At 62.8% G+C, this 20,117-nt stretch carries 20 protein-coding genes; 16 read left to right on the forward strand and 4 right to left on the reverse strand.

The window, feature by feature from the left end; translation table 11 throughout:
* Positions 1 to 105 precede the first annotated feature (105 nt).
* The 4 genes from ACIQWO_RS09080 (at position 106) to ACIQWO_RS09095 (ending at position 3,591) form a co-directional block, all read left to right on the forward strand.
* On the forward strand, positions 106 to 1,212 hold the full coding sequence (locus tag ACIQWO_RS09080) for an ATP-binding protein (protein ID WP_402822259.1): 1,107 nt from the start codon (positions 106 to 108) through the stop codon (positions 1,210 to 1,212).
* Positions 1,213 to 1,325: 113 nt separating this feature from the next.
* Complete coding sequence (locus ACIQWO_RS09085) at positions 1,326 to 2,138, forward strand: response regulator (protein WP_402823869.1); 813 nt, start codon at positions 1,326 to 1,328, stop codon at positions 2,136 to 2,138.
* Between the two features lie 42 nt (positions 2,139 to 2,180).
* Positions 2,181 to 2,657, forward strand: coding sequence for a hypothetical protein (locus tag ACIQWO_RS09090; RefSeq protein ID WP_402822262.1), 477 nt, complete (start codon positions 2,181 to 2,183; stop codon positions 2,655 to 2,657).
* Positions 2,658 to 2,988: 331 nt separating this feature from the next.
* On the forward strand, positions 2,989 to 3,591 hold the full coding sequence (locus tag ACIQWO_RS09095) for a YSC84-related protein (protein ID WP_402822265.1): 603 nt from the start codon (positions 2,989 to 2,991) through the stop codon (positions 3,589 to 3,591).
* An 85-nt stretch (positions 3,592 to 3,676) separates the two neighbouring features.
* On the opposite strand, the gene ACIQWO_RS09100 is transcribed toward ACIQWO_RS09095, so the two are convergent.
* The 3 genes from ACIQWO_RS09100 to ACIQWO_RS09110 form a co-directional block, all read right to left on the reverse strand.
* Positions 3,677 to 4,558, reverse strand: coding sequence for an ABC transporter permease (locus ACIQWO_RS09100; RefSeq protein WP_402822268.1), 882 nt, complete (start codon positions 4,556 to 4,558; stop codon positions 3,677 to 3,679).
* Between the two features lie 14 nt (positions 4,559 to 4,572).
* Complete coding sequence (locus ACIQWO_RS09105) at positions 4,573 to 5,406, reverse strand: ABC transporter ATP-binding protein (protein WP_233327268.1); 834 nt, start codon at positions 5,404 to 5,406, stop codon at positions 4,573 to 4,575.
* Positions 5,407 to 5,593: 187 nt separating this feature from the next.
* Positions 5,594 to 6,595: an ABC transporter substrate-binding protein gene (locus ACIQWO_RS09110; protein ID WP_402822272.1), complete on the reverse strand. Its 1,002-nt coding sequence runs from the start codon at positions 6,593 to 6,595 to the stop codon at positions 5,594 to 5,596.
* 301 nt (positions 6,596 to 6,896) lie between these two features.
* On the opposite strand from ACIQWO_RS09110, the gene ACIQWO_RS09115 reads away from it, so the two are divergent.
* The 12 genes from ACIQWO_RS09115 (at position 6,897) to ACIQWO_RS09170 (ending at position 19,511) form a co-directional block, all read left to right on the forward strand.
* Complete coding sequence (locus tag ACIQWO_RS09115; RefSeq protein WP_046290162.1) at positions 6,897 to 7,568, forward strand: response regulator transcription factor; 672 nt, start codon at positions 6,897 to 6,899, stop codon at positions 7,566 to 7,568.
* Positions 7,561 to 8,955 (forward strand): sensor histidine kinase, encoded by a 1,395-nt coding sequence (locus ACIQWO_RS09120; RefSeq protein ID WP_402822277.1) that lies wholly within the window; start codon positions 7,561 to 7,563, stop codon positions 8,953 to 8,955. Before ACIQWO_RS09115 ends, ACIQWO_RS09120 begins: the two co-directional genes overlap by 8 nt.
* Before the next feature lie 371 nt (positions 8,956 to 9,326).
* Entirely contained in the window at positions 9,327 to 10,127 is an 801-nt protein-coding gene (locus ACIQWO_RS09125; protein ID WP_402822280.1) for a sensor histidine kinase, read from the forward strand.
* Positions 10,124 to 10,783 carry a response regulator transcription factor gene (locus tag ACIQWO_RS09130; protein ID WP_010807699.1) on the forward strand — a complete coding sequence of 220 codons (660 nt, stop codon included), beginning with the start codon at positions 10,124 to 10,126 and terminating at the stop codon, positions 10,781 to 10,783. The genes ACIQWO_RS09125 and ACIQWO_RS09130 overlap by 4 nt, the downstream gene beginning before the upstream one ends.
* Before the next feature lie 535 nt (positions 10,784 to 11,318).
* Positions 11,319 to 12,737, forward strand: coding sequence for a flagellin (locus ACIQWO_RS09135; RefSeq protein WP_402822283.1), 1,419 nt, complete (start codon positions 11,319 to 11,321; stop codon positions 12,735 to 12,737).
* Positions 12,738 to 12,895: 158 nt separating this feature from the next.
* Complete coding sequence (fliD, locus tag ACIQWO_RS09140) at positions 12,896 to 14,941, forward strand: flagellar filament capping protein FliD (protein ID WP_402822286.1); 2,046 nt, start codon at positions 12,896 to 12,898, stop codon at positions 14,939 to 14,941.
* A 15-nt stretch (positions 14,942 to 14,956) separates the two neighbouring features.
* Entirely contained in the window at positions 14,957 to 15,391 is a 435-nt protein-coding gene (fliS, locus tag ACIQWO_RS09145) for a flagellar export chaperone FliS (RefSeq protein WP_150738181.1), read from the forward strand.
* Positions 15,384 to 15,722 (forward strand): flagellar protein FliT, encoded by a 339-nt coding sequence (locus ACIQWO_RS09150; protein ID WP_150578041.1) that lies wholly within the window; start codon positions 15,384 to 15,386, stop codon positions 15,720 to 15,722. Before fliS ends, ACIQWO_RS09150 begins: the two co-directional genes overlap by 8 nt.
* Before the next feature lie 40 nt (positions 15,723 to 15,762).
* Complete coding sequence (locus ACIQWO_RS09155; protein ID WP_402822293.1) at positions 15,763 to 17,181, forward strand: flagellar hook-length control protein FliK; 1,419 nt, start codon at positions 15,763 to 15,765, stop codon at positions 17,179 to 17,181.
* The gene (locus tag ACIQWO_RS09160) at positions 17,178 to 17,549 is read left to right on the forward strand and encodes an EscU/YscU/HrcU family type III secretion system export apparatus switch protein (protein ID WP_402822296.1); all 372 of its coding nucleotides are present in this window, start codon (positions 17,178 to 17,180) and stop codon (positions 17,547 to 17,549) included. Before ACIQWO_RS09155 ends, ACIQWO_RS09160 begins: the two co-directional genes overlap by 4 nt.
* Before the next feature lie 233 nt (positions 17,550 to 17,782).
* Positions 17,783 to 18,238 (forward strand): hypothetical protein, encoded by a 456-nt coding sequence (locus ACIQWO_RS09165; protein ID WP_402822299.1) that lies wholly within the window; start codon positions 17,783 to 17,785, stop codon positions 18,236 to 18,238.
* 76 nt (positions 18,239 to 18,314) lie between these two features.
* Entirely contained in the window at positions 18,315 to 19,511 is a 1,197-nt protein-coding gene (locus ACIQWO_RS09170) for an AAA family ATPase (protein WP_402822302.1), read from the forward strand.
* A 79-nt stretch (positions 19,512 to 19,590) separates the two neighbouring features.
* Here the strand turns inward: ACIQWO_RS09170 and fliE are convergent, their stop codons facing one another.
* Positions 19,591 to 19,926 (reverse strand): flagellar hook-basal body complex protein FliE, encoded by a 336-nt coding sequence (fliE, locus tag ACIQWO_RS09175; protein ID WP_402822305.1) that lies wholly within the window; start codon positions 19,924 to 19,926, stop codon positions 19,591 to 19,593.
* Between the last annotated feature and the right edge of the window lie 191 nt (positions 19,927 to 20,117).

Consider the following 20,117-nt stretch of genomic DNA (forward strand, 5'->3'; position numbering starts at 1 on the left):
TGAGAGAATGGCGCGCCGACCACGGGAGGGCCGCACTCGCTTGCCCGGTCGTCAACAACGCAGCAGCTAATTTCAGCCGCTAACTTCGTCCGAACACCCAAGCGCATGAATTCAGGCATCACCCGCAAGCTGTTCCTCGCGATCTTCGCGACGGGTCTGGTCACCATGGCGGCCACGACGGCCGTCGTGCGTGCCGCTATGGACGGACACAGCTGGTTGCGCGGCGACAATCTGATGTATCTGGCGATTCTCGGCATCGCCCTGCTCGGCGCAGTCGCGCTGCGGCTCGCCCAGCGTCTGCTTGTGCCCGTCACGCCGCTGCTCGAAGCCACGCACCGCATGGCGATGGGCGACTACAGCGCGCGTGCGCCCACCGCCGGGGCGGACGAACTCGCGCGGCTCGCCGTCGACCTGAACCGTCTGGCGGACACGCTGGCCCAGAACGACCGCCTGCGCCGCAATCTGCTCGCCGACATCTCCCATGAACTGCGCACGCCGCTGTCGATCCTGCGTGGCGAAATCGAAGCGATGGAAGACGGGGTGCGCCCGCTCACGCAGGACGCGCTCGCCTCGCTGCGTATCGAGATCTCGCTACTCTCCAAGCTGATCGACGACCTGTACGAACTGTCGCTTTCCGACGTGGGCGCGCTGACCTACGAATTCGCGCCGGTGGACATGACCGAGCGCGTCGCGACATCGGTCGCCGCCTTCGGCGACTGGTTCGAAGCCAAGGGCATCGCGCTGAACGTGCACCTCCCGGACGACACGCTCACGGTCGACGGCGACCTGCACCGTCTGACGCAGCTCATCGGCAACCTGTTTGAGAATTCGTTGCGCTATACCGACGGTGGCGGCGCAGTGCGTGTCTATCTGTCGGCGACCGAGACACAATTGCGTCTGGAGATCGAAGACTCCGCGCCCGGCGTGCCGGACGACGCACTGCCCCGCCTGTTCGAACGTTTGTTCCGGGTGGAAGCGTCGCGCAGCCGACGCAGCGGCGGCGCGGGCCTCGGACTCGCGCTTTGCAAACATATTGTCGAAGCGCACGGCGGTCAGATCGCCGCGCGACACTCGCCGCTGGGCGGTCTCGCGCTGGCAATCACGCTGCCGCGTCATAACCCGGCCACGAACGGCGCTTCGACATCGACGGCCTGCGCCCTGAGCGCGGCCGCCAGCTGTTTTGGCACCCAAGCCCTGACGACCCTGAGTTGAGCCCGCCCTTTATGCACACGCACTCGTCGACATCCCTGCAGAGCACTTCAAGCCTTTCCTCCCTCACGCCCACGCCGCCAGCGCACTCGGCCATCGTCTCGACGCCCGCCGCCATGGCGCTCTCGGACGCCGCACCGATTCTGATCGTCGAAGACGAGCCGAAACTCGCCGCGCTGCTCGCCGAATATCTGCGTGTGGCGGGCATGCCGTGTCGCATCCTGACGGACGGACGCGACGTGCTGCCAGCCGTACGCGTGACGCAGCCGCGACTGGTGTTGCTCGATCTGATGCTGCCGGGGATGGATGGCCTCGAAGTCTGCCGCGCCGTGCGCGAGATTTCCGAAGTGCCTATCGTGATGCTGACTGCGCGTGCGGCGGAAACCGACCGTCTGCTCGGACTCGAACTCGGTGCCGACGACTACATCTGCAAGCCGTTCAGTCCGCGTGAAGTCGTCGCGCGCGTCAAGGCGATCCTGCGGCGCGTGCGCGGCGGTGCGATGGCCAGCGCTGGTGTCGCAATGCCGACGCCCACCGCGCCACCAACACCAGCGCTCGTCATTGACGCGGTGCGTCATCACGCGAAACTCGACGGACACGAACTGCCGCTCACGCCGGTCGAGCTGAGACTGCTCGCCACGCTCGCCAGTCATCCCGACAAGACGTTCCCGCGCGCGCATCTGCTCGACCGGATGTACGACGATCACCGCGTGGTCGCCGACCGCACGGTGGACAGCCATATCAAGAATCTACGTCGCAAGTTGCAGGCGATCCGGCCAGACGAGGAGATCGTGCGCTCGATCTACGGCGTGGGTTATCGGCTGGAGTTGCGCACGGACATGCCCGCAGTGCCAAGCATGTCGACCATGCCGTCCGTGCGACCGGGCGTCGCGGCTATCGACAACCCGGCCGGGGCGGTGCCAGAATAGGCGCACCCGCTGCCCAAGCGGGACTCATTGAGGAGAATGTCGATGCCACGCCGCACCGCCACGCTGTCCCCGATGTTCCTGAGCACCGCTTCCCCTGCAACACACCGTGCATCGATAATCGTTGGCACTGCCGAGTTTGACGATGCACCGTCGTCCGTCCGATCGATCCACCGCCTGCTGAAGATCACTGCCGCGTCCCTGTTGCTCGGCGCGAGCGGCTTTGCCTTTGCGCAAACGCCGGTGTGCTTCGACAGCGTCGGCCGCGCGTTACCGCCGGAGCAATGCTCGCAAGCTGCCCGCAATCAGGCCGCTGCACAGGAGGCGTCTTCCGCCGCTGCCGCCCCGACCAAACGCGACTACTGCAAGTCGCTCGCCGACAAGATCGCCAATACGCCGGACAAGCCGGTGTACACCCGCGATCAGCGCGTCGATTCGCCCGCAGGCAATCGCGTCGACATTCCTACACGCACAAACCCGCGCAAAGCGCTCAAAGAGCAATACATGCGCGAGTGCACGTAGGCGGACACCTACAAGTTAGCGGAAGATGGCAACACGTTAGCGGAACTTATCGCGCTATTTTCTTGACAATACCGACAGAGACCGCATAATCGACGTCACGCCGATGCATTGATTTCCGCCTTCGCGACACGGTGAAACGGATATCACGCTACGCTCTCTGGCCGATCAACTGTCACCATCGGCATCCGTCGGATGCCAAACGATCGTCCTCATCACCCGCTTCAATGCTGCGGGGATCGGCGCCGAAAGGCGCGTCCCCATCGGCCTGACGTTTAATCCACATCCACGCCGCTACGCTTTGCGCACGGCGCACGCTTTCCGGAGGGAGAAAATGCAAAAACGCGAATTCCTGATGAAAACTTCCGTCGTCGTCGCCGCTGCCGCCTTTGCGCTTGCGGGCTGCACGACAACTACCCCGACGCAGTCCAGCCAGAGCGACAGCTCACCGTCTGCCAACGCCAGCAAGCGTCAGGAGATCGACGCTTCGGTGAACGGTGCACTCGACAAGATGTACGCCTCGGTGAAAGGCTCGCGCGAACTGGTGAGCAAGGCGCGCGGCGTGCTCGTCTTCCCGTCGGTGCTGCAAGCCGGTTTCGTGGTGGGTGGCGAATACGGCGAAGGCGCGCTGCGCGTGGGCGGCAAGACGCAGGGTTACTACAACACGGTCACGGCGTCGTTCGGTCTTCAGATCGGCGCGCAATCGAAGGCCGTCATCTTCCTGTTCATGACGCAGGACGCACTCGACAAATTCCAGCGTACGGACGGCTGGACGGCCGGTGCCGACGCCTCGGTGGCTGTCGTGAAGATCGGTGCGAACGGTGCTGTCGACCTCAACACCGCGACCTCGCCGGTGGAAGTGATCGTGATGACCAACGCCGGTCTCATGGCCAACCTGAACATCGAAGGGACGAAGGTCACCAAGCTGAAGATCTGACGCGCTACGGTCGTCAGCGTCTCCAAAGGAAAAGCGGCGTCACTTGCAGAAGTGACGCCGCTTTGCTTTTTACCGGACGCGAAGATTACTCGTTAGAGAACGCCGCCGGACGCCACTTCAGCAATCGCTTCTCGAGCGACGTCAGCAACCAGTCCGCCCCCAGCGCGACCACGGCCAGCACGATCATCGCCGCAAACACGCCGCTGGCGTTGAATGCGCCCTGCGCAGTCGAGATCAGCAGACCGATGCCCTGCTTCGACCCGAGGAATTCGCCGACGACCGCACCCACGAGGGCGAAGCCGAAGCTCACGTGCAAGCTCGCGAGAATCCACGACAGCGCCGACGGAATCACCACCGACATCGTCACCTGACGGCGCGACGCGCCGAGAATCTGCGCATTCGCAATCATGTAGCGATCGGCCTCACGTACGCCCTGGAAGGCGTTCGCGAACACCACGAAGAACACCATCACCACAGCGAGCGCCACTTTCGACGCCATGCCCAGACCGAACGCGATCACGAAGATCGAGCCGAGCACCACACGCGGAATCGAGTTGGCAATCTGGATGTAGAGACTGAACACATCCGAGAGCAGCTTGTTGCGACCGAGCACGATGCCGCAGATCACACCCGCCACGCCGCCAATCAGAAAGCCCAGCACGGTCTCTTCGAGCGTGACGAGCACCTGCGTCCACAGCGGCCCCTGCGACGTACCTTCCACGCACCAGTCGTAGATCTGCTGCACGATCAGCGTCGGCTGCGAGAAGAAGAACGGATCGATCCAGCCGATGCGTGCCGCCAGTTCCCAGCCGCCCAGCCCGACCACCAGAATCGCCACGCGCAGAAACACCACCAGCGCGCGACGTTGCTTGATACGGCGTTGCGCGATGGCTTCTTCGCGTGCCAGATCGGCGTCGCCGAGTCCGGCGGGCATCGCCGCCTGCATAGCTTGTTCAGTCATGTTCATATCCTCCGTGCCACTCAACCGATCTTCACTTCTTCACGCAGATCCGCCCAGATCTCGCGGGAGATGTCGATGAAGCGCTGTTCGTAGCGAATCTCGGACATCACGCGCGGACGCGGCAGATCGATCGTGTACGTGTTCTTCAACGTCGCCGGGCGCGCCGTAAGCACGAACACCCGGTCGGCCAGCGCAATTGCCTCTTCGAGATCGTGCGTGACGAACACCACCGAGCCCGACGTCGACGACCACAGTTGCAGCAGCTCGTCCTGCATGAGCGTGCGCGTTTGCATGTCGAGCGCGGAGAACGGTTCGTCCATCAACAGGATTTCGGGGTTGTTGATGAACGTCTGCGCGAGCGCCACACGCTTGCGCATCCCGCCCGAGAGCTGGTGCGGATAGTGGCCGCCGAACTTGTCGAGCCCGACGCGCTTGATCCATTCGTCGGCCTGCGCATAAGCGGCATCTTTCGACTGACCGCGAAACAGCGGCCCGGCGGCCACGTTATCGCGCACGCTGCGCCACGGGAAAACCGCGTCGTTCTGGAAGACGAAGCCGATGCGCGGGTCGATGCCGTTGACCGGCTGGCCCATCACACGCACGCTGCCCGCGGTCGGACGCAGCAGGCCGGTGATCATCGACAGCGTGGTCGACTTGCCGCAGCCGGTCGGGCCGACGATGGCGACGAATTCGCCGCGCGCCACCGACATGCTGAAGTTGCGCAACGCAATGGTGGCTTTGCCGTCCGGCGAGATGAAGCGGCACGACACATTGTCGAACTCGATGGCGGGCGTGTCGCGTGACACGGCGCTTGCCGCGCGCGCCGGTGCCGTGGGGGTAATGGTCTGGGTCATGCCCGGCTCCTGAATAACGTCGGAACGGTGATAAACCGTGTATTGCGTTTGCTAGGGCTGAGCCGGCCCGCACACCGGACATGGGTCGGGTGCGGACGGCTTGGCGTTTTACGGGTAAGGGCTGCGCGTCGTGGGGACCGCGCGCCGGTACTACAGGGTCAACCGATGCAAGTCGGCACGAACAGACTTACTTGGCCTGATCGACGAACTCGTTGGTGTACGTCTTCGACAGATCGATGTGCTTGCCCTTGACGTTCGGATTGAACGCGGCGAGCACCTTCAGCACGGTCTCCGGACCGTCCTTCGGCATGCGGCCGTCCGGCGAGTACATCGGCAGCGAGTTCTGCAAGGCCTGTACGTACAGCGCCTTGTTGTTGCCGTAGTAGTCCTTCGGCATCTTGTCCGCGATCTCGGCCGCCGAGTGCGTGTTGATGAACTTGAGCGTCTTCACGAAGGCGCGGGCCAACTTCGTGGCTTCCGGCTTGTGCTTGTCGAGCCACGCGCGCTGCACGTACAGGCTCGATGCCGGGTAAGCGCCGCCCAGTGCTGCGACGGTGCCTTCCATCGTGCGCATGTCGACGAGCACGGCAGCATCACCGGTCTTGAGCAGTTGCGAGGCGGTCGGCTCGGTGGTCATGCCAGCGTCGATACGGTTTTGCTTGATGGCCGCGATGAACGTGTTGTCCGCGCCCACCGGCAGCACCGAGTACTGCGCCGAGGTCAGGCCGTGTTTGGCGGCCAGATACTGCGTGAGGAAGTTCGTCGACGAGCCCAGACCGGTCACGCCGAGGGTCTTGCCCTTCACGTCGGCCATGCTCTTGATGGTGTCTTTGCTCTTGGCGTTGACCAGTTCCACTTCGCCCGGCACCTGACCGAACACGACGATGGCCTGGATCTCCTTGCCCTTGCTCTGCAAATCGATCGAGTGATCGTAGAAGCCGACGACGGCCTGCACGGCACCGGCGAGCAATTCGTTTTCAGCGTCGACACCGGCCGGTTGCGACAGCAATTCGACGTTCAGGCCTTCTTCCTTGAAGTAGCCGAGCTGCTCGGCAAGCTTGGCAGGCAGGTAGACCATCTTGGTGATGCCACCGACCATGATCGTGATCTTGCCGCTATCGGCAGCGAAACCCGGTGCGGCGGCCAGCGCCATCGACACGCCGAAAACGGCGGCGAGAAGGGGTTTCATGAAGGCTTTCGGCGCACGCACGCCAAGGCTTGCTCGCATTGTGGTGTCTCCATCGTTTTTAGGGATAATGGCCCGAACCGATTGCGGTACCGGCCGGCCCGTCGTGATATCTCTGTCACTGGGCCCGGGCAGCGGTCCACTGATGCGTATCCTCTGCCTTGGAGCAAATTGTAGAAAACCGAAGCTTTCATCAAGCTTTCGCCCCCTGCAGGTTTTCGCCCAATGCTCATGGGTGTTTACCCGCTGTTGGCGCGCCCGCGTTCCACGGACACACTCGCCGTCGCATTCTGCATTCGCCGTCATGAAACTGCTGCTGATCGAAGACAACGAGACTCTGGCCCACTGGCTCGCCCGCATGCTGCGCGACGACAACTTCACTGTCGACGCCGCGCGCGATGGCGACGCCGCCGACCGTCTGCTGCAAACGGAAACGTACGATGTGGTGCTGCTCGATCTGATGCTGCCCAAGCTCGGCGGCAAGCATGTCTTGCGGCGGCTGCGCGAGCGGCGCAACAACGTGCCCGTCATCATCCTGACGGCCAGCGGATCGGTCGACGAGAAAGTCGACTGCCTCGGGGCCGGGGCCGACGACTATCTCGTCAAACCCTTCGAAGTGCGCGAACTGATCGCCCGCGTGAAGGCGCTGGCGCGTCGCCACGCACCCGAGCAAAGCGCCGATCTCGTGTGCGCCGATCTGAGCTATCACGCCGGCACACGGCAATTCACGATTGCGGGTGCGCCGCTGGCGTTGCCGTCGCGCGAACACGCCGTGCTTGAGATCCTCATGCGCAAGCAGGGCAAGACCGTGGCGAAGAGCGCACTGGTCGACGGCGTGTTCGGACTGGACGACGAACCCAGCGCCGATGCCATCGAGATCTACATTCACCGGCTTCGCAAGAAACTCGAAACGAGCCGGGCGGCCATCATGACCCTGCGCGGTCTCGGTTATCTGCTGCGCGAGAAAGATGCTTAGTCTGCGCGTCCGGCTGCTGATGTGGCTGATGCTGCCGCTCTCGCTCTACATCGTGGCGACCGGCTGGCAGGCTTATCGCAGCGCACACGACACCGCCGAACTCGTGCAGGACCGCGCGTTGCTCACCTCGGCGCAGGTCATTGCGGGCGAGCTGACCTGGGTGGATGGTGCACTGCGTGCAACGGTTCCGCCTTCGGCACTGGAGTTATTCGCGTCGCCCGCGCGTGACCGGGTGTTCTATCAGGTGATCACCGAAGACGGAAAGCTGCTCGCCGGACCGCCCGACTTTCCGCATCCGCCACTGTTTCCGTCGACAGTCCCCACTTATTCGAACGTCACAGTGAACGGCGAGCCGCTGCGCGCCATCAGTTTCGTGCGTACGATGTACGACTCCGGCCAGCCGCATCGCGTAGCGGTGGTCGTCGCCGAGACGATGCATGCGCGCGACGAGATGCTCGCGCAGTTGTGGAAGCCTTCGCTGCACCGGCAGATCGCCATGGCCGCGCTGGCCGCCGTGCTGGTGCTCATCGGGTTGACGGTCGAGTTGCATCCGCTCATCCGGCTCAAGGACGAAGTGGCCGGACGCGCGCCACAAGAACTGGTGCCGATTCGCGCCGGGCAACTGCAAACGGAACTGCGACCCATCGTCGACGCCATCAACCTGTGTATTCAGCGGCTCTCCGCACAGGCGCAGCAGCAGCGTCGCTTCGTCGCCGATGCCGCCCACCAGTTACGCACGCCGCTCACGCTGCTCGACACGCAGTTGCAGTTCGCCGCGCAGCTCGACGACCGCACCGCGCTGGCCGACGTGCTGGCCGCCATGCAGACGAGCAGCCGGGGCCTCGCCGATCTGACAAACAAGCTGTTGCTGCTCTCGCAGGCCGAGGCGGCGGACACGCCCGCGTTCTCGCGTTCGCGGGTGGACCTGGTAGCGGTCGCCGCCGGGGTGCTGGAAGAACTGGTCGGGCTGGCACAGCGACGCAACATCGATCTCGGGCTGGAAACGTTGGATGCGAGTGTGTGGGTTTCGGGGAATGGCGAGCTGTTTCATGCGATGGTCATGAATCTTGTCGACAATGCGATCCGCTATATCCACGAGGGTGGACGCGTGACCGTCGCGATCGACTGTCCGGACAGCACCGCCCGCCTGCGCGTCATCGACGATGGACCCGGCATTCAGGCCGAAGCACGTCAGCGCGTATTCGAACGTTTCTACCGCAACGCGCCGCCGGGTCAGCCCGGCACGGGTCTGGGGCTGGCCATCGTGAAGGAAATCGTGGCGGCCAGCCATGGCACGGTGACCCTGTCGCCAGGCACGGATGGCATCGGACTGATCGTCAGCGTGACGCTCCCCTTAGATTCGGAGACCGAAAGCAACGTCTTATGAGGAGCGCCACGCGAGGCGGTTCACCGATGGAGCACGTGGTATACCCGCGCTCTCATCTGAAAGAAAATAACAATCGTATGAAATGACGTCGTCAATTCAGGCGTTATGACCGTTTTGGACCGAGAATGTCGTTTGAAACATACGCTCGAGTGGATACGCTAGGACAAACCCTGATATATTCAGGGTCTTCGCAGAAATCCCCTCAAGCAAGCGAAAATTTCTTGATCCAAATCAAATAGTTACGCATCGCTGTCAACCATGCGGGTGCCCGCCGCGTGTAATTGTGACGAAATGTAAAGTTTGTTAAATTGATTGTGGGTCTCGCCGCGTGGGTTGCGGCACGGGACTTTTTCTCTCAGGGATTTGCCTCCATGCCGTTTCTCGTCGATCCTGCCGCACAGGCTGCGAGACATCGCGTGTCGATTGACGACGCGTTGCACACGCGCGCCACGACGCCGCAGACGGTCGCACGCAAGATCGACGCAGCACGCGAAGCCGAGCGCACGCGACTTGCGCAGGAAATGCACGACGGGCTCGGCGCTCACCTTACGGCACTGCAACTGGTCGTCGCACGTCTTGCGACGCGCGCGCCCGCAGACGCCGCCGAGTGGCAATCCTTCTGCACCCAGATTCAGAACGTAGCGAACGCTGCACAAGACGCGGCCGACGAACTCGTCGGACGCAATCGCCCGCCTGCGCTCGACGCAGGTCTCGTCACTTCGCTGCGTGCCTGGCTGCGCGGCTTTGGCGAGCAAAGCGGTCTCACGTGCATCTGGCGCTGCGACGACGTGACGCGCGAGCGCGTTGCGAACCTTACTCCCGACGCGGTGCTGGCGTTGTATCGCATCGCTCAGGAAGCGCTGACCAACGTTGCTCGTCATGCCCGCGCCACGCGCGTGGTCGTGGCGCTCGATGGCAGCCACGGTTCACTCAAACTCACGATTTCCGACGACGGTTGCGGGCTGGCCCGCGGCGCGCGTCGCAAGCAGGAACATTTCGGATTAGTTGGCATGCGCGAGCGCTGTACGGCGCTCGGCGGCACGCTACGTATCGGCAGTGTTCAAGGATCGGGGACGCTCGTCAGCGCACGGCTTCCCTGGCATCAGATCCTGCCTGCCCCGACCGGCCAGCACGGCCCGGAATCGCTTGCTCTTCACGGATACGCATCATGACGCTTAGAGTGCTCATCGTCGACGACCACGCCATCGTGCGCCAGGGCGTCCGGCAATTGCTCTCCGATAGCGGAAGCATCGCCGTCATTGGCGAAGCCGACTGCGGCGCAGAAGCGCTGGAGATGACAGACGCAGCCCAGTGGGACATCGTCCTACTAGATATCTCGCTGCCCGACACTAACGGTCTGGAGATTCTCAAGACCCTGCGACGCAAACATCCGCGTCTGCCGATCATGATCTTCAGCATGTACGGCGAAGGTCAGTTCGCGCTGCGCGCGCTCAAGGCGGGCGCCGCCGGTTACCTGAGCAAACGCTCGAACGCTCAGCAACTGGTCTCGGCCGTGCGACAAGTGGCCGCGGGCCGCAAGTACGTGAGCCCGATGGTCGCCGAAACGCTCGCCGACTATCTCGGACCGGACGCCGATCAGCCGCCGCACGAACGCCTGTCGGATCGCGAATACCAGACGCTGTGCATGATCGGCTCGGGCAAGCGCCTCACCGACATCGCCAACGCGCTGTCCCTCTCGGTCAAGACCGTGAGCGTGTACCGCACGCGTCTACTAGAGAAGATGCGTCTGAATAACAACGCCGAGCTGACCTATTACGTCATGCAGCACGGCCTGGTCAGTGCGGAGATGGGGCCGGTCTGCGCCTGATCACGGCGCGGGGCACGACAGCGTCACCACAATTCCTGCCAGATTTCGCCAGGAATCCCCAGAACTAAGTACTCACTTCGTGGCCCGCGACAGCGGGCCACTTCCATTTCCGGGGTCGCACTCGACGGTCGATGTACGCGCTTTAGAGGAATTTTCACGGTGACGAGAAAATTTTTTTCGCCCACGGGCCGGGGTTGCCGCCGGTTGAGAATTACCGACCACGCCATCGGGAATCGCCGACGGCCGTCAGCGTGTCGCCACCTCTCCGAGCCTTACAGGGCATGAATAGGCGGCACATTGCCCCTTTCCTTGACGGATCAATCGTGGAGGAATTTTGTAGACTGGCCTACTAGCGTTTTTCCGACATCGGCCTGGCACGTCGATGGGGGCTGGCAAAGCATTTTGCAAATCCACCCTAAATTTTCCCAATGGCCGTCCGATATCCCTTACAACGGCGGCTTTCGGCAATTGGCTGGTGAGCCAAAGTTACGGCACTTAAGCCGGAGCCAAAAAATTTTGGGAAAGGAGTTGCTAAATGGCATCTGTCATCAATACCAATATCTTCTCGACGATTGCTCAGCGTAACCTGAGTACGTCGCAATCCAGCCTGCAAACGTCGATCACGCGTCTGTCGTCGGGTCTGCGCATCAACAGCGCCGCTGACGATGCCGCCGGTCTGGCCATTACCGACCGTATGACGTCGCAGATCAACGGTCTGACGCAAGCTCAGCGCAATGCCAACGACGGCATCTCGCTGGTGCAGACCGCTGCTGGCGGCCTGACGTCGATCTCGGACAACCTGCAACGTATCCGTACGCTGGCAGTGCAAGCCACGAACGCCACGAACTCGGCTTCGGACCGCGCTGCAATCGACCAGGAAGTTCAGCAACGTCTGTCGGAAATCACCCGCACGGCACAACAAACGCAGTTCAACGGTCTGTCGGTGCTCAACGGCACGATGGGCGCAGCGAACTTCCAAGTTGGCGCTAACGCTGGTCAGTCGATCTCGGTTTCGCTGAGCCAAAACATGGGCGCTGGCTCGATCGGTGGCGTTGCTCTGGCAACGGCTACGACGGCCGCCAAGTTCGGTTCGATCACGCTCGACGCTGCCAACTCGATCAAGGTCGGTGGCACGGCAGTTGCCAACGGCACGTACAACACGGCAGCCGACCTGGCCGCCGCGATCAACACCGCCGCAGGTTCGAACATCGCCGCCGCCAACGCGACGACGGGTGAAATCGACTTCACCAACTCGACCGCCACGGCCATCACGATGGCTCAGACCGGCGTGACCGGCGTGACGATCCCGACCAACGTGGCCGCTGCCGCAGGTGGCCCGCCGGCTGTTCCGGGTACGGCTTCGACCACGGGCGTGAAGACGGCCCTGGCTCCGCTGACCCTGACGGGCAACGACCTGACGCTGCAAGCCGCAGGCTCCACGACGGCTACGTCGATCACCGGCACGTTCAAGACCGTGGGCGAACTGGCTGACGCCATCAGCGCCAGCGGCAGCGGCGTGACGGCGTTCGTCGACTCGACCGGCAAGCTGAACCTGGTGTCGAGCCAGAACTTCACGGTCGGTGGCACGGCCGCCAAGCTGACGCAAATCGGCGTGGCAGCAGGCAGCTCGGCAGTGAGCGGCAGCCTGGCAACGGCTAACGCGCTGACGGTTGACTCGGCTACCAAGCTGGTCGCACAGATCGACGCCGCCGTCGGCACGGCTGACTCGTTCAACGCAACGCTGGGCGCAATCCAAAACCGCTTCCAGTCGGCTGTGAGCAACCTGTCGGCAACGACGCAAAACCTGACCTCGGCACGTTCGGGCGTTCAGGACACGGACTACGCAGCGGAAACGGCTAACATGACCCGCTCGCAGATCCTGCAACAAGCTGGTATCTCGATGCTGTCGCAAGCTAACCAGCTGCCGCAGCAAGTGCTCAAGCTCCTCCAGTAATACCGGAGTAGTGCTTGGCACACCCGGTGAGCGCAAGCTCGCCGGGTCGACGGCGGCGTCACTGCGAAACGGTGCCGCCGCCGCGTGTGTTTTACGGACCCTCGTGTTTTCTGGTGGTCCGGGTGGTAACGATCAATTCAACGGAGTGAGAGCACATCATGGCAACTTCTAACGGACCGGGCACTATTTCCTCCCCAGGGATTGGGTCAGGCCTGGACGTCAATGCACTCGTCAAGAGCTTGATGACCCCTGCCAATAACAAGCTCACTCTGTTGCAAAACCAGGAAGCGGCGTACAACACGAAGCTTTCCGCCATCGGTCAGTTGCAATCGGCGCTGTCCGCATTCCAGTCCTCGCTCACCACGCTCTCCAGCGCCTCGCAGTTCCTGCAAGTCGCGGCAGCCGTGGGTGACAATACGATCCTGTCGGCCACCGCCGATTCGACGGCCAACGTCAGCCAGTACACGGTCGGCGTCACGCAGCTCGCGCAAGCACAGAGCCTGACCACGAGCGGCTTTTCGAGCCAGACGAGCACGATCGGCGCGGGTACGTCGACCAAGGTGACGATTACCCTTGGCACGATCTCGGGCGGCACGCTGACCAACGGCACGTACACGGGCGCGAGTTTCGCCGCCAACGCCAGCTCCACGCCGATCAACTTCACGATCGACAGCACCAACAACTCGCTGACCGGTATCCGCGACGCGATCAACGCCCAGAACGGCGACGCCGTGGCAACGATCGTCAACGACGGCAGCGGCACGCCTTATCGTCTTGTGCTGACTTCCAAGACGACGGGCGAGAACATGAGCATGAAGGTCGATGTGGCCGCTGGCGGCGACACCGCGGTCACGAACCTGCTGGCCAACGATCCGACCGGCACGCAGAACCTCACGCAGACGAGCGCCGCGCAGAACGCGCTCCTGACCGTCAACGGTCTGGCTGTCACCAGCGCCACGAACACCGTGACCAAGTCGATCACGGGCGTCACGCTCAATCTGACGAAGATCGGCTCGACGACCGTCACGACCAGCCGCAACACGGCGGCCGTCACGCAAGCCGTGCAGTCGTTCGCGACCGCCTACAACACACTGCAATCGACGATCGGCAAGCTGACCGCGTTCGACTCGGCCGGCAACGGCGCGAACAACGGTCCGCTGATCGGCGACTCGACGGTTCAGCTCGTGCAGAACCGTCTGACCCAGATTCTGAACGGCAAGTTGCCGGGCGTCGGCTCGACGGGCCTCGCATCGCTCGCACAGGTTGGCGTGGGCTTCAACAAGGACGGCACGCTGTCCGTCGACACCACCGCCCTGAACAAGGCGATGAACACGACGAACGGCTTCAACGCGCTGGCTTCGCTGTTCGCGACCAACGGTCAGACGACCGACAGTCTGGTGAGCTTCACCAGCTCGACGAACGCGACACAGCCGGGTCAGTACGGCATCAACATCTCGCAAGCGGCAACGCAAGGCACGACGACCGGCTCAATCACGTTGGGCGCGACGACGACGATTGCCGCAGGCAGCAACGAACTCCAGATCTCGCTCGACGGCAACATCGCCAGCGTGCTGATTCCGCCGGGCACCTACACGCAAGACAAGCTGGCCTCCGCGATTCAGTCCGCGATCAATGGCAACAGCAAGTTCACCACCGCGCAGTCGGGCGTGTCGGTGGCGTCGAACAACGGCATTCTGACGATCACGTCAAACCGTTACGGCTCGGCATCGAAAGTGATCGTGACGGGCGGCTCGGCGTACAACCAGCTGTTCAACGGCAACAACACGACGACCGGTAAAGATGTCGTCGGCACCATTGGCGGTTTCACCGCAGTGGGTAGCGGTCAGACGCTCACCGGTGCTGCGGGCACCCCGATCGACGGCCTCAAGATCACGGTGTCGGGCACGGCCACGGGCAATCGCGGCAACATCGGCTTCTCGCAGGGCTTCGCATCGCTGCTGAACACGCAGGTCGGCGACTTCCTGAGCGCCAAGGGCGCGGTGACGAGCGCGACGAACAACCTGAACACGTCGATCAAGCAGATCAAGCAGCAGGAAACCGACTGGCAAGACCAGATGACGCAGATGCAGAACCGTTATCTGGCTCAGTTCACGGCACTCGACGCGACGATGGCCAAGCTCCAGAACACCAGCGACTACCTCAAGCAGGTGCTCGGTGGTTCGTCTTCGTCGTCTTCGAAGTAAGCGGGGCAAAGAGTCATGTACGGTCAGAACGCCGCCAATGCGTATCGCAAAGTCGGGCTCGAAACTGGCGTCGTCGCCGCGAGCCCGCACCAGCTCATCGTGATGCTGTTCGACGGTGCCAAGGCTGCGCTCACCAAAGCCCGCATTCACTTCGAAGCTGGCCATATCGTCGAGCGCGGGCAAGCCATCTCGAAAGCCATCGAGATCATCGGCGGTCTGCGCGATGGTTTGAATATGGAAGTCGGCGGGGAACTGTCACGCAATTTGCGTGATCTCTACGACTACATGGGGCGACGTCTTCTCGAAGCCAACCTCGAGAACGACGTGGCCAAGATTCAAGAAGTCGACACCCTGCTCGAGACAATTGCATCGGCCTGGCGAGCGATCGCACCGAACACTGGCACGGGTGCCCCCGCCGCTCAGGCGGGCACCGGAGTGCGCTATGAATGAAGCCACGACTTTGCTGAACTGCTACGAAAGTATTGCCGGTCTCACGGAGCGCATGCTCGGTGTGGCGCGCGATGGCGACTGGGATGCCCTGATCGATCTCGAGACGCAGTATCGTGCACAGGTCGACTCGATCAAGCAGCTCGACGCCGATCTGCCGTTGTCCGACGACGAGCGCACGCGCAAGCACGCCATCATCCGCCGCATTCTGGCCGACGATGCCGCCATTCGCGATCTCGCGGTGCCCCATCTGGCGCACCTGGACGCCATGATCAACAGCACGCGCCGTCAACGTGCCCTGCACGAAGTCTACGGCCTGAACCTGGGCGCCTGACGCGCGACCGCGCGTCACCGCCCGCATCTCGGAGTAAGGCATGGCCGGTCTCGACTCGGTTCTGGCCACGACACTCGCACGGCGGCTCGACACTTTACTCGGCGTGGGGGTGTCTTCCACGACCGCGCCCAATGCCGTCGCAGGCTCTCAGCCGACGGGCGACGCCACCTCCGCCCTCGGCGACCTCGCCACCAAGACCTCACCCACTGCCGTTGCGTTGGGCAATGCGACCTCGCAGACGGGGGCGCGTGTTCCCACGCCGGTTCAGCAGGCAACGTTGTCAGCCGCTGCGCGCACCATCGACACCATTCTGCGTCTCGCCCCCGACTCGCCCGGCCCCGTGCAGGCGAGCGCGCCGGTGTGGCCTGCGGCGCCCGGCACAGGCGCTCCGGCGCTGGCACCGCTGGTCGCCGCCGCGCTGAAGGAAGCGTTGTCGGCGAGTGGGCTTTTCTACGAATCGCACCTGTCGCAATGGGCCTCGGGCAGCCGCTCGTTCGAGCAGTTGCAGGCCGAGCCACAGTTGCGCTGGCCAGCGTCCGCCAATCTTGCGGCGCAGTTGCGAGCCGCCGGTGCGGATGCCACGTTGCCCGGGCCCGGGCCGCTGACGCGCTTGCTCGGCCCGGCGGGTGGCGAGGCTGCATTGGCGACTGGCTGGCCGACGTTGAGTCCGTCCGCCTTGGCTTCGACCCTGCCGTCGGCCACACCGAATCCCACGCCGGGACAGCCCGGCACCGGCACACCGACCGCTCAGGGCGATACCGGCGACGGTGGACTGCGCACAAGTGCGAATCTTCCGAACACCGCGACCGCGCTTGCGCATGCCGCAAGCGTGGCGCATACGACAAGCAGCGTGCTCCCGACGGGACATGACGGCGGCGACGCTGCGCTAGCGGCCAGCGGTACGTCGGCGAACGCGCAACAGCACGGTGCGGCGGGCGCGATTGCGGCCGTCGCGAATACACCTGCCGAGAGTGTGACGCTGGTCCGTCAGCAACTCGACATGCTGGTCAATCCGCAGTTTCAGTGGAACGGCATGGCGTGGCCCGGTGCGCCGATGGAGTGGCGCGTCGAAGAGCGTCCCGGACAGCAAGCGCCGGGCGAAGCCGCTGCGCCGTCGACATGGCATACGCATTTGCGTCTGACACTGCCGTCGCTGGGGACCATCGACGTCACGCTGGGCTTGTCTGGTCAGCAGTTGCAGGCACGCTTGCTCACTGACTCGACGGCGTCGACAGACGTGCTGTCGAACGAAGGCGAAGACCTACGCCACCGACTGGCGGCCGTCGGCCTGATCGCGAGTCAGTTGTCGTTCGGTGCGTTGGACGATGCGGGTGAGGTAGCGGCGCAGGGGAATACCACTGTGTCCGGTGGGTCCGGCGTGCCATCCACCGATGTTGAAGTCGCAGAACTGCCCGTACCCGTGACGGATACCCCGCCGCAAACCGGAGGTGAAGCATGACGTTGCCACCGGAACGCCGCACTGCGGTCGCGCTCGCCTACGGCGCGAAGGATTCGGCCCCGCGAGTCGTCGCGAAGGGTTACGGCCTGCTGGCCGAGACCATCGTGCGCACGGCACGCGAGCATGGCCTGTACGTGCACGAGTCGCCGGAGCTGGTGAGTCTGCTGATGCAGGTCGACCTCGACCAGCGAATTCCCGCACAGCTTTATCAGGCAGTCGCCGAACTGCTGGCATGGCTCTACAAGCTGGAAGCCGGACGCGGCGGCAAACCGCCTCCGCTCCCTCCGGGCATCCTGCCCCCGGAAGTCCCGGCCGACGCATCCGCCGAAAACCCGCCTTCACTCCCCGCCTCACCCCCGTCCGCCTGACACCGCAAGCGCTAGGTCACGCCATGCACGTTTGATGCGTGTGTGGCGTGAAGCGTCCGAATTGCACTCCATGCGAGTGCGCGCTACTCGCTTGATTTTCCGAGGTATTTGACGTTTCCGACGCGTCGGGATTCGACACGCCCATCACGTCGTTTGCACAGGTCAATAGCATGAGTCTTCGGGTGTTCACGCGGAACGCCCGTCTCTACAGACCGCTTTCTTGACCGAAGACTATGCAACTCATCGCTTTTCCCGACGCTCATCGGTCCGGCGCAATGCCTTGCGCCTCACATTTCATGTCCCCGCCTATGCCGACGCTTTCGCACGACGCATTTCTCGATTGGATTACCACAGGGAAGTCCGGCGTGTTTGCGGTATCGGAGGCGGAGTTCTGGCGAATCGAAGTCATCGTCGACGATGAGATTCGACTGCTGGCGGATACGACATCGACTGCCGCAAGAGCCTTTGCGACATTGAGCGACGTCTCAGATTTTCTTCTCGCCTTGGGCATCACCGAATTCTCCGTGATCCCGAATCCTTCCGCGTTACGCGCGGCGGACTACGACAACTGGGTCTTGCAGGCAATTCAGGAAGCCGTCCGCGAGGCGGATGCCCCCGACACGGAGTGGATTGCTAACGACGAGGTCGAGGAAGCGACCAGAAACCTGATCGAGGGCAATCACGAGTGATCCCGATCGTCTGGAGTGCCACGGCGCTACAGCCGAACAAAACGCTTCGCTTACCGCTTTTTTGGAGCCCATCACAATGGACGGCATCTTAAGCCCCTTTAATCCCGGCGCTGGCGCAGCCCCGCCCGCCTTGACCGGTCGCGATGACATCCGCGAGGAAGTTCGTATTTGTATCGAACGCCTTCGTATCGGGCGCCATGCCAATGGTCAACTGCTCGTCGGACTTCGCGGCGTTGGCAAGACCGTTTTGCTTGAACGGTTGCTGTACGAGGCCGAGCAACGTGACTCGATTACGCTTCGGCTCGAAGCGCCGGAATTCAAATCGTTGCCTGCGTCACTCGCTCCGGCGCTACGCGTAGCTTTGCTTCGCATGAACAGAATGCAGAGCGCAAAAGAAGCCGTCACTCGGGGGCTGCGAGCACTTGCGGGCTTCGTGATAGGACTGAAAGTATCGTTCGGCGATATCGAAGTTGGGATGGATTACCCTCCGGAGCCCGGACTGGCCGACTGTGGCGATCTGGAGTTGGATCTTTGCGCATTGTTGGTTGAAGCGGGGCGTGCAGCACGCGCCGCACACACGGTACTCGCGATCTTCATCGACGAGTTTCAAGGGATGCCGCAGCATGAATTGTCTTCGCTGCTTTACGCGCTCCATCGATGCACCCAGCTTCAGCTGCCGGTCATTCTTATCGGCGCAGGCCTTCCACCAATGATCAAGCACATTGGCGACGCCAAGTCCTACGCCGAGCGGATGTTCGATGTCCATCGCCTTGGACCGCTTACGCTGGAAGCCGCTCGAGATGCGATCACCGAGCCTGCCGCGCAGGCGGGTGTCACGATTCAGCCAGCCGCACTTGACGCCATCGTCGAACAGTCGGGGGCCTACCCATACTTCCTGCAACAGTGGGGAAAGCTCACGTGGCGGGCGGCAAGCGTGAGCCCGATCACACCCGATCATGTCGATAACGTCTCGGATGCCGCCATCGCTGCATTAGATGACGGTTTTTATGGATTTCGCTTTGAACGGCTGACGCAGCCGGAGCGAAGCTACCTGCGTGCGATGGCAGAACTCGGTGAGGGGCCTCACGACTCACGCCGCGTCGCGAAGGCGATGGGGCTACCTTCAGAGCTTCTCGAACCCGTTCGCAACGATCTCGTCACAAAGGGCATGCTCTACACCGCCCCGCTTGGGGACGCGGCGTTCACCGTACCTCGCTTCCACGAGTTTCTGAAGCGAATCATGCCAAACACGGTCGAGGCCGAGCCAGTATGAAATCGGCTTTCGGGTCCTAACGTGAAACAAAAAAGCCCCGTCAAAGACGGGGCCTTCTCAACAGCCATTTAGCCAGCCATCAAACCTGCATATTCATCACGGTTGTGTAGGCCGAAACGAGCTTGTTGCGCACTTGCAGGCTCATCTGGAAGCCGATGTTGGCTTTTTGCAGGTCGACCATCACGTCGTTCAGCGCCACGCCCGGCTCGCCCATTTCGAAGGCTTTGGCCTGCGCTTCGGCACCGTTCTGCGATGCCGACACGCGCTTAAGCGATGCCTCAAGCTCGGACGCGAAACCGCCCGACTTCGACGCGGAACCCACGCCGACACTGGACGTGCCCATGATCGAGCCTGCCGCCTGCGACGCGACGCCGCCCAGCTTTTGCAGTACCGATTCGATCCCCGGAATGGCCATTTTGCTTGTCCTTGCTTATGTCGATGCGTCGATACAACAACCCGGCACCCCGCGAAACACCCGCGGCTCACACCGGATTGCCTTTTATCAGTCACGTCGGAGCTTACCACCCCTTGGCAAGCCCTCAATAGCTTAATTAACGGGGAAAGACCCGCCTAATCCTCAGAACGATTCCACATTCGCCAACGAAT

The sequence above is a fragment of the Pandoraea sp. NPDC090278 genome (assembly GCF_044772185.1).
Lineage (GTDB): Bacteria > Pseudomonadota > Gammaproteobacteria > Burkholderiales > Burkholderiaceae > Pandoraea.

What these genes read in the sequence shown, in the direction of transcription:
- ACIQWO_RS09110 (WP_402822272.1), bottom strand. Translation starts at nt 6,595, where the DNA reads ATGAAACCCCTTCTCGCCGCCGTTTTCGGCGTGTCGATGGCGCTGGCC.
- ACIQWO_RS09100 (WP_402822268.1), bottom strand. Translation starts at nt 4,558, where the DNA reads ATGAACATGACTGAACAAGCTATGCAGGCGGCGATGCCCGCCGGACTC.
- ACIQWO_RS09165 (WP_402822299.1), top strand. Translation starts at nt 17,783, where the DNA reads ATGCAACTCATCGCTTTTCCCGACGCTCATCGGTCCGGCGCAATGCCT.
- ACIQWO_RS09095 (WP_402822265.1), top strand. Translation starts at nt 2,989, where the DNA reads ATGCAAAAACGCGAATTCCTGATGAAAACTTCCGTCGTCGTCGCCGCT.
- ACIQWO_RS09170 (WP_402822302.1), top strand. Translation starts at nt 18,315, where the DNA reads ATGGACGGCATCTTAAGCCCCTTTAATCCCGGCGCTGGCGCAGCCCCG.
- ACIQWO_RS09155 (WP_402822293.1), top strand. Translation starts at nt 15,763, where the DNA reads ATGGCCGGTCTCGACTCGGTTCTGGCCACGACACTCGCACGGCGGCTC.
- ACIQWO_RS09085 (WP_402823869.1), top strand. Translation starts at nt 1,326, where the DNA reads ATGGCGCTCTCGGACGCCGCACCGATTCTGATCGTCGAAGACGAGCCG.
- ACIQWO_RS09120 (WP_402822277.1), top strand. Translation starts at nt 7,561, where the DNA reads ATGCTTAGTCTGCGCGTCCGGCTGCTGATGTGGCTGATGCTGCCGCTC.
- ACIQWO_RS09105 (WP_233327268.1), bottom strand. Translation starts at nt 5,406, where the DNA reads ATGACCCAGACCATTACCCCCACGGCACCGGCGCGCGCGGCAAGCGCC.
- ACIQWO_RS09090 (WP_402822262.1), top strand. Translation starts at nt 2,181, where the DNA reads ATGCCACGCCGCACCGCCACGCTGTCCCCGATGTTCCTGAGCACCGCT.
- fliD (WP_402822286.1), top strand. Translation starts at nt 12,896, where the DNA reads ATGGCAACTTCTAACGGACCGGGCACTATTTCCTCCCCAGGGATTGGG.
- fliE (WP_402822305.1), bottom strand. Translation starts at nt 19,926, where the DNA reads ATGGCCATTCCGGGGATCGAATCGGTACTGCAAAAGCTGGGCGGCGTC.
- ACIQWO_RS09150 (WP_150578041.1), top strand. Translation starts at nt 15,384, where the DNA reads ATGAATGAAGCCACGACTTTGCTGAACTGCTACGAAAGTATTGCCGGT.
- ACIQWO_RS09125 (WP_402822280.1), top strand. Translation starts at nt 9,327, where the DNA reads ATGCCGTTTCTCGTCGATCCTGCCGCACAGGCTGCGAGACATCGCGTG.
- ACIQWO_RS09160 (WP_402822296.1), top strand. Translation starts at nt 17,178, where the DNA reads ATGACGTTGCCACCGGAACGCCGCACTGCGGTCGCGCTCGCCTACGGC.
- ACIQWO_RS09135 (WP_402822283.1), top strand. Translation starts at nt 11,319, where the DNA reads ATGGCATCTGTCATCAATACCAATATCTTCTCGACGATTGCTCAGCGT.
- ACIQWO_RS09080 (WP_402822259.1), top strand. Translation starts at nt 106, where the DNA reads ATGAATTCAGGCATCACCCGCAAGCTGTTCCTCGCGATCTTCGCGACG.
- ACIQWO_RS09115 (WP_046290162.1), top strand. Translation starts at nt 6,897, where the DNA reads ATGAAACTGCTGCTGATCGAAGACAACGAGACTCTGGCCCACTGGCTC.
- ACIQWO_RS09130 (WP_010807699.1), top strand. Translation starts at nt 10,124, where the DNA reads ATGACGCTTAGAGTGCTCATCGTCGACGACCACGCCATCGTGCGCCAG.
- fliS (WP_150738181.1), top strand. Translation starts at nt 14,957, where the DNA reads ATGTACGGTCAGAACGCCGCCAATGCGTATCGCAAAGTCGGGCTCGAA.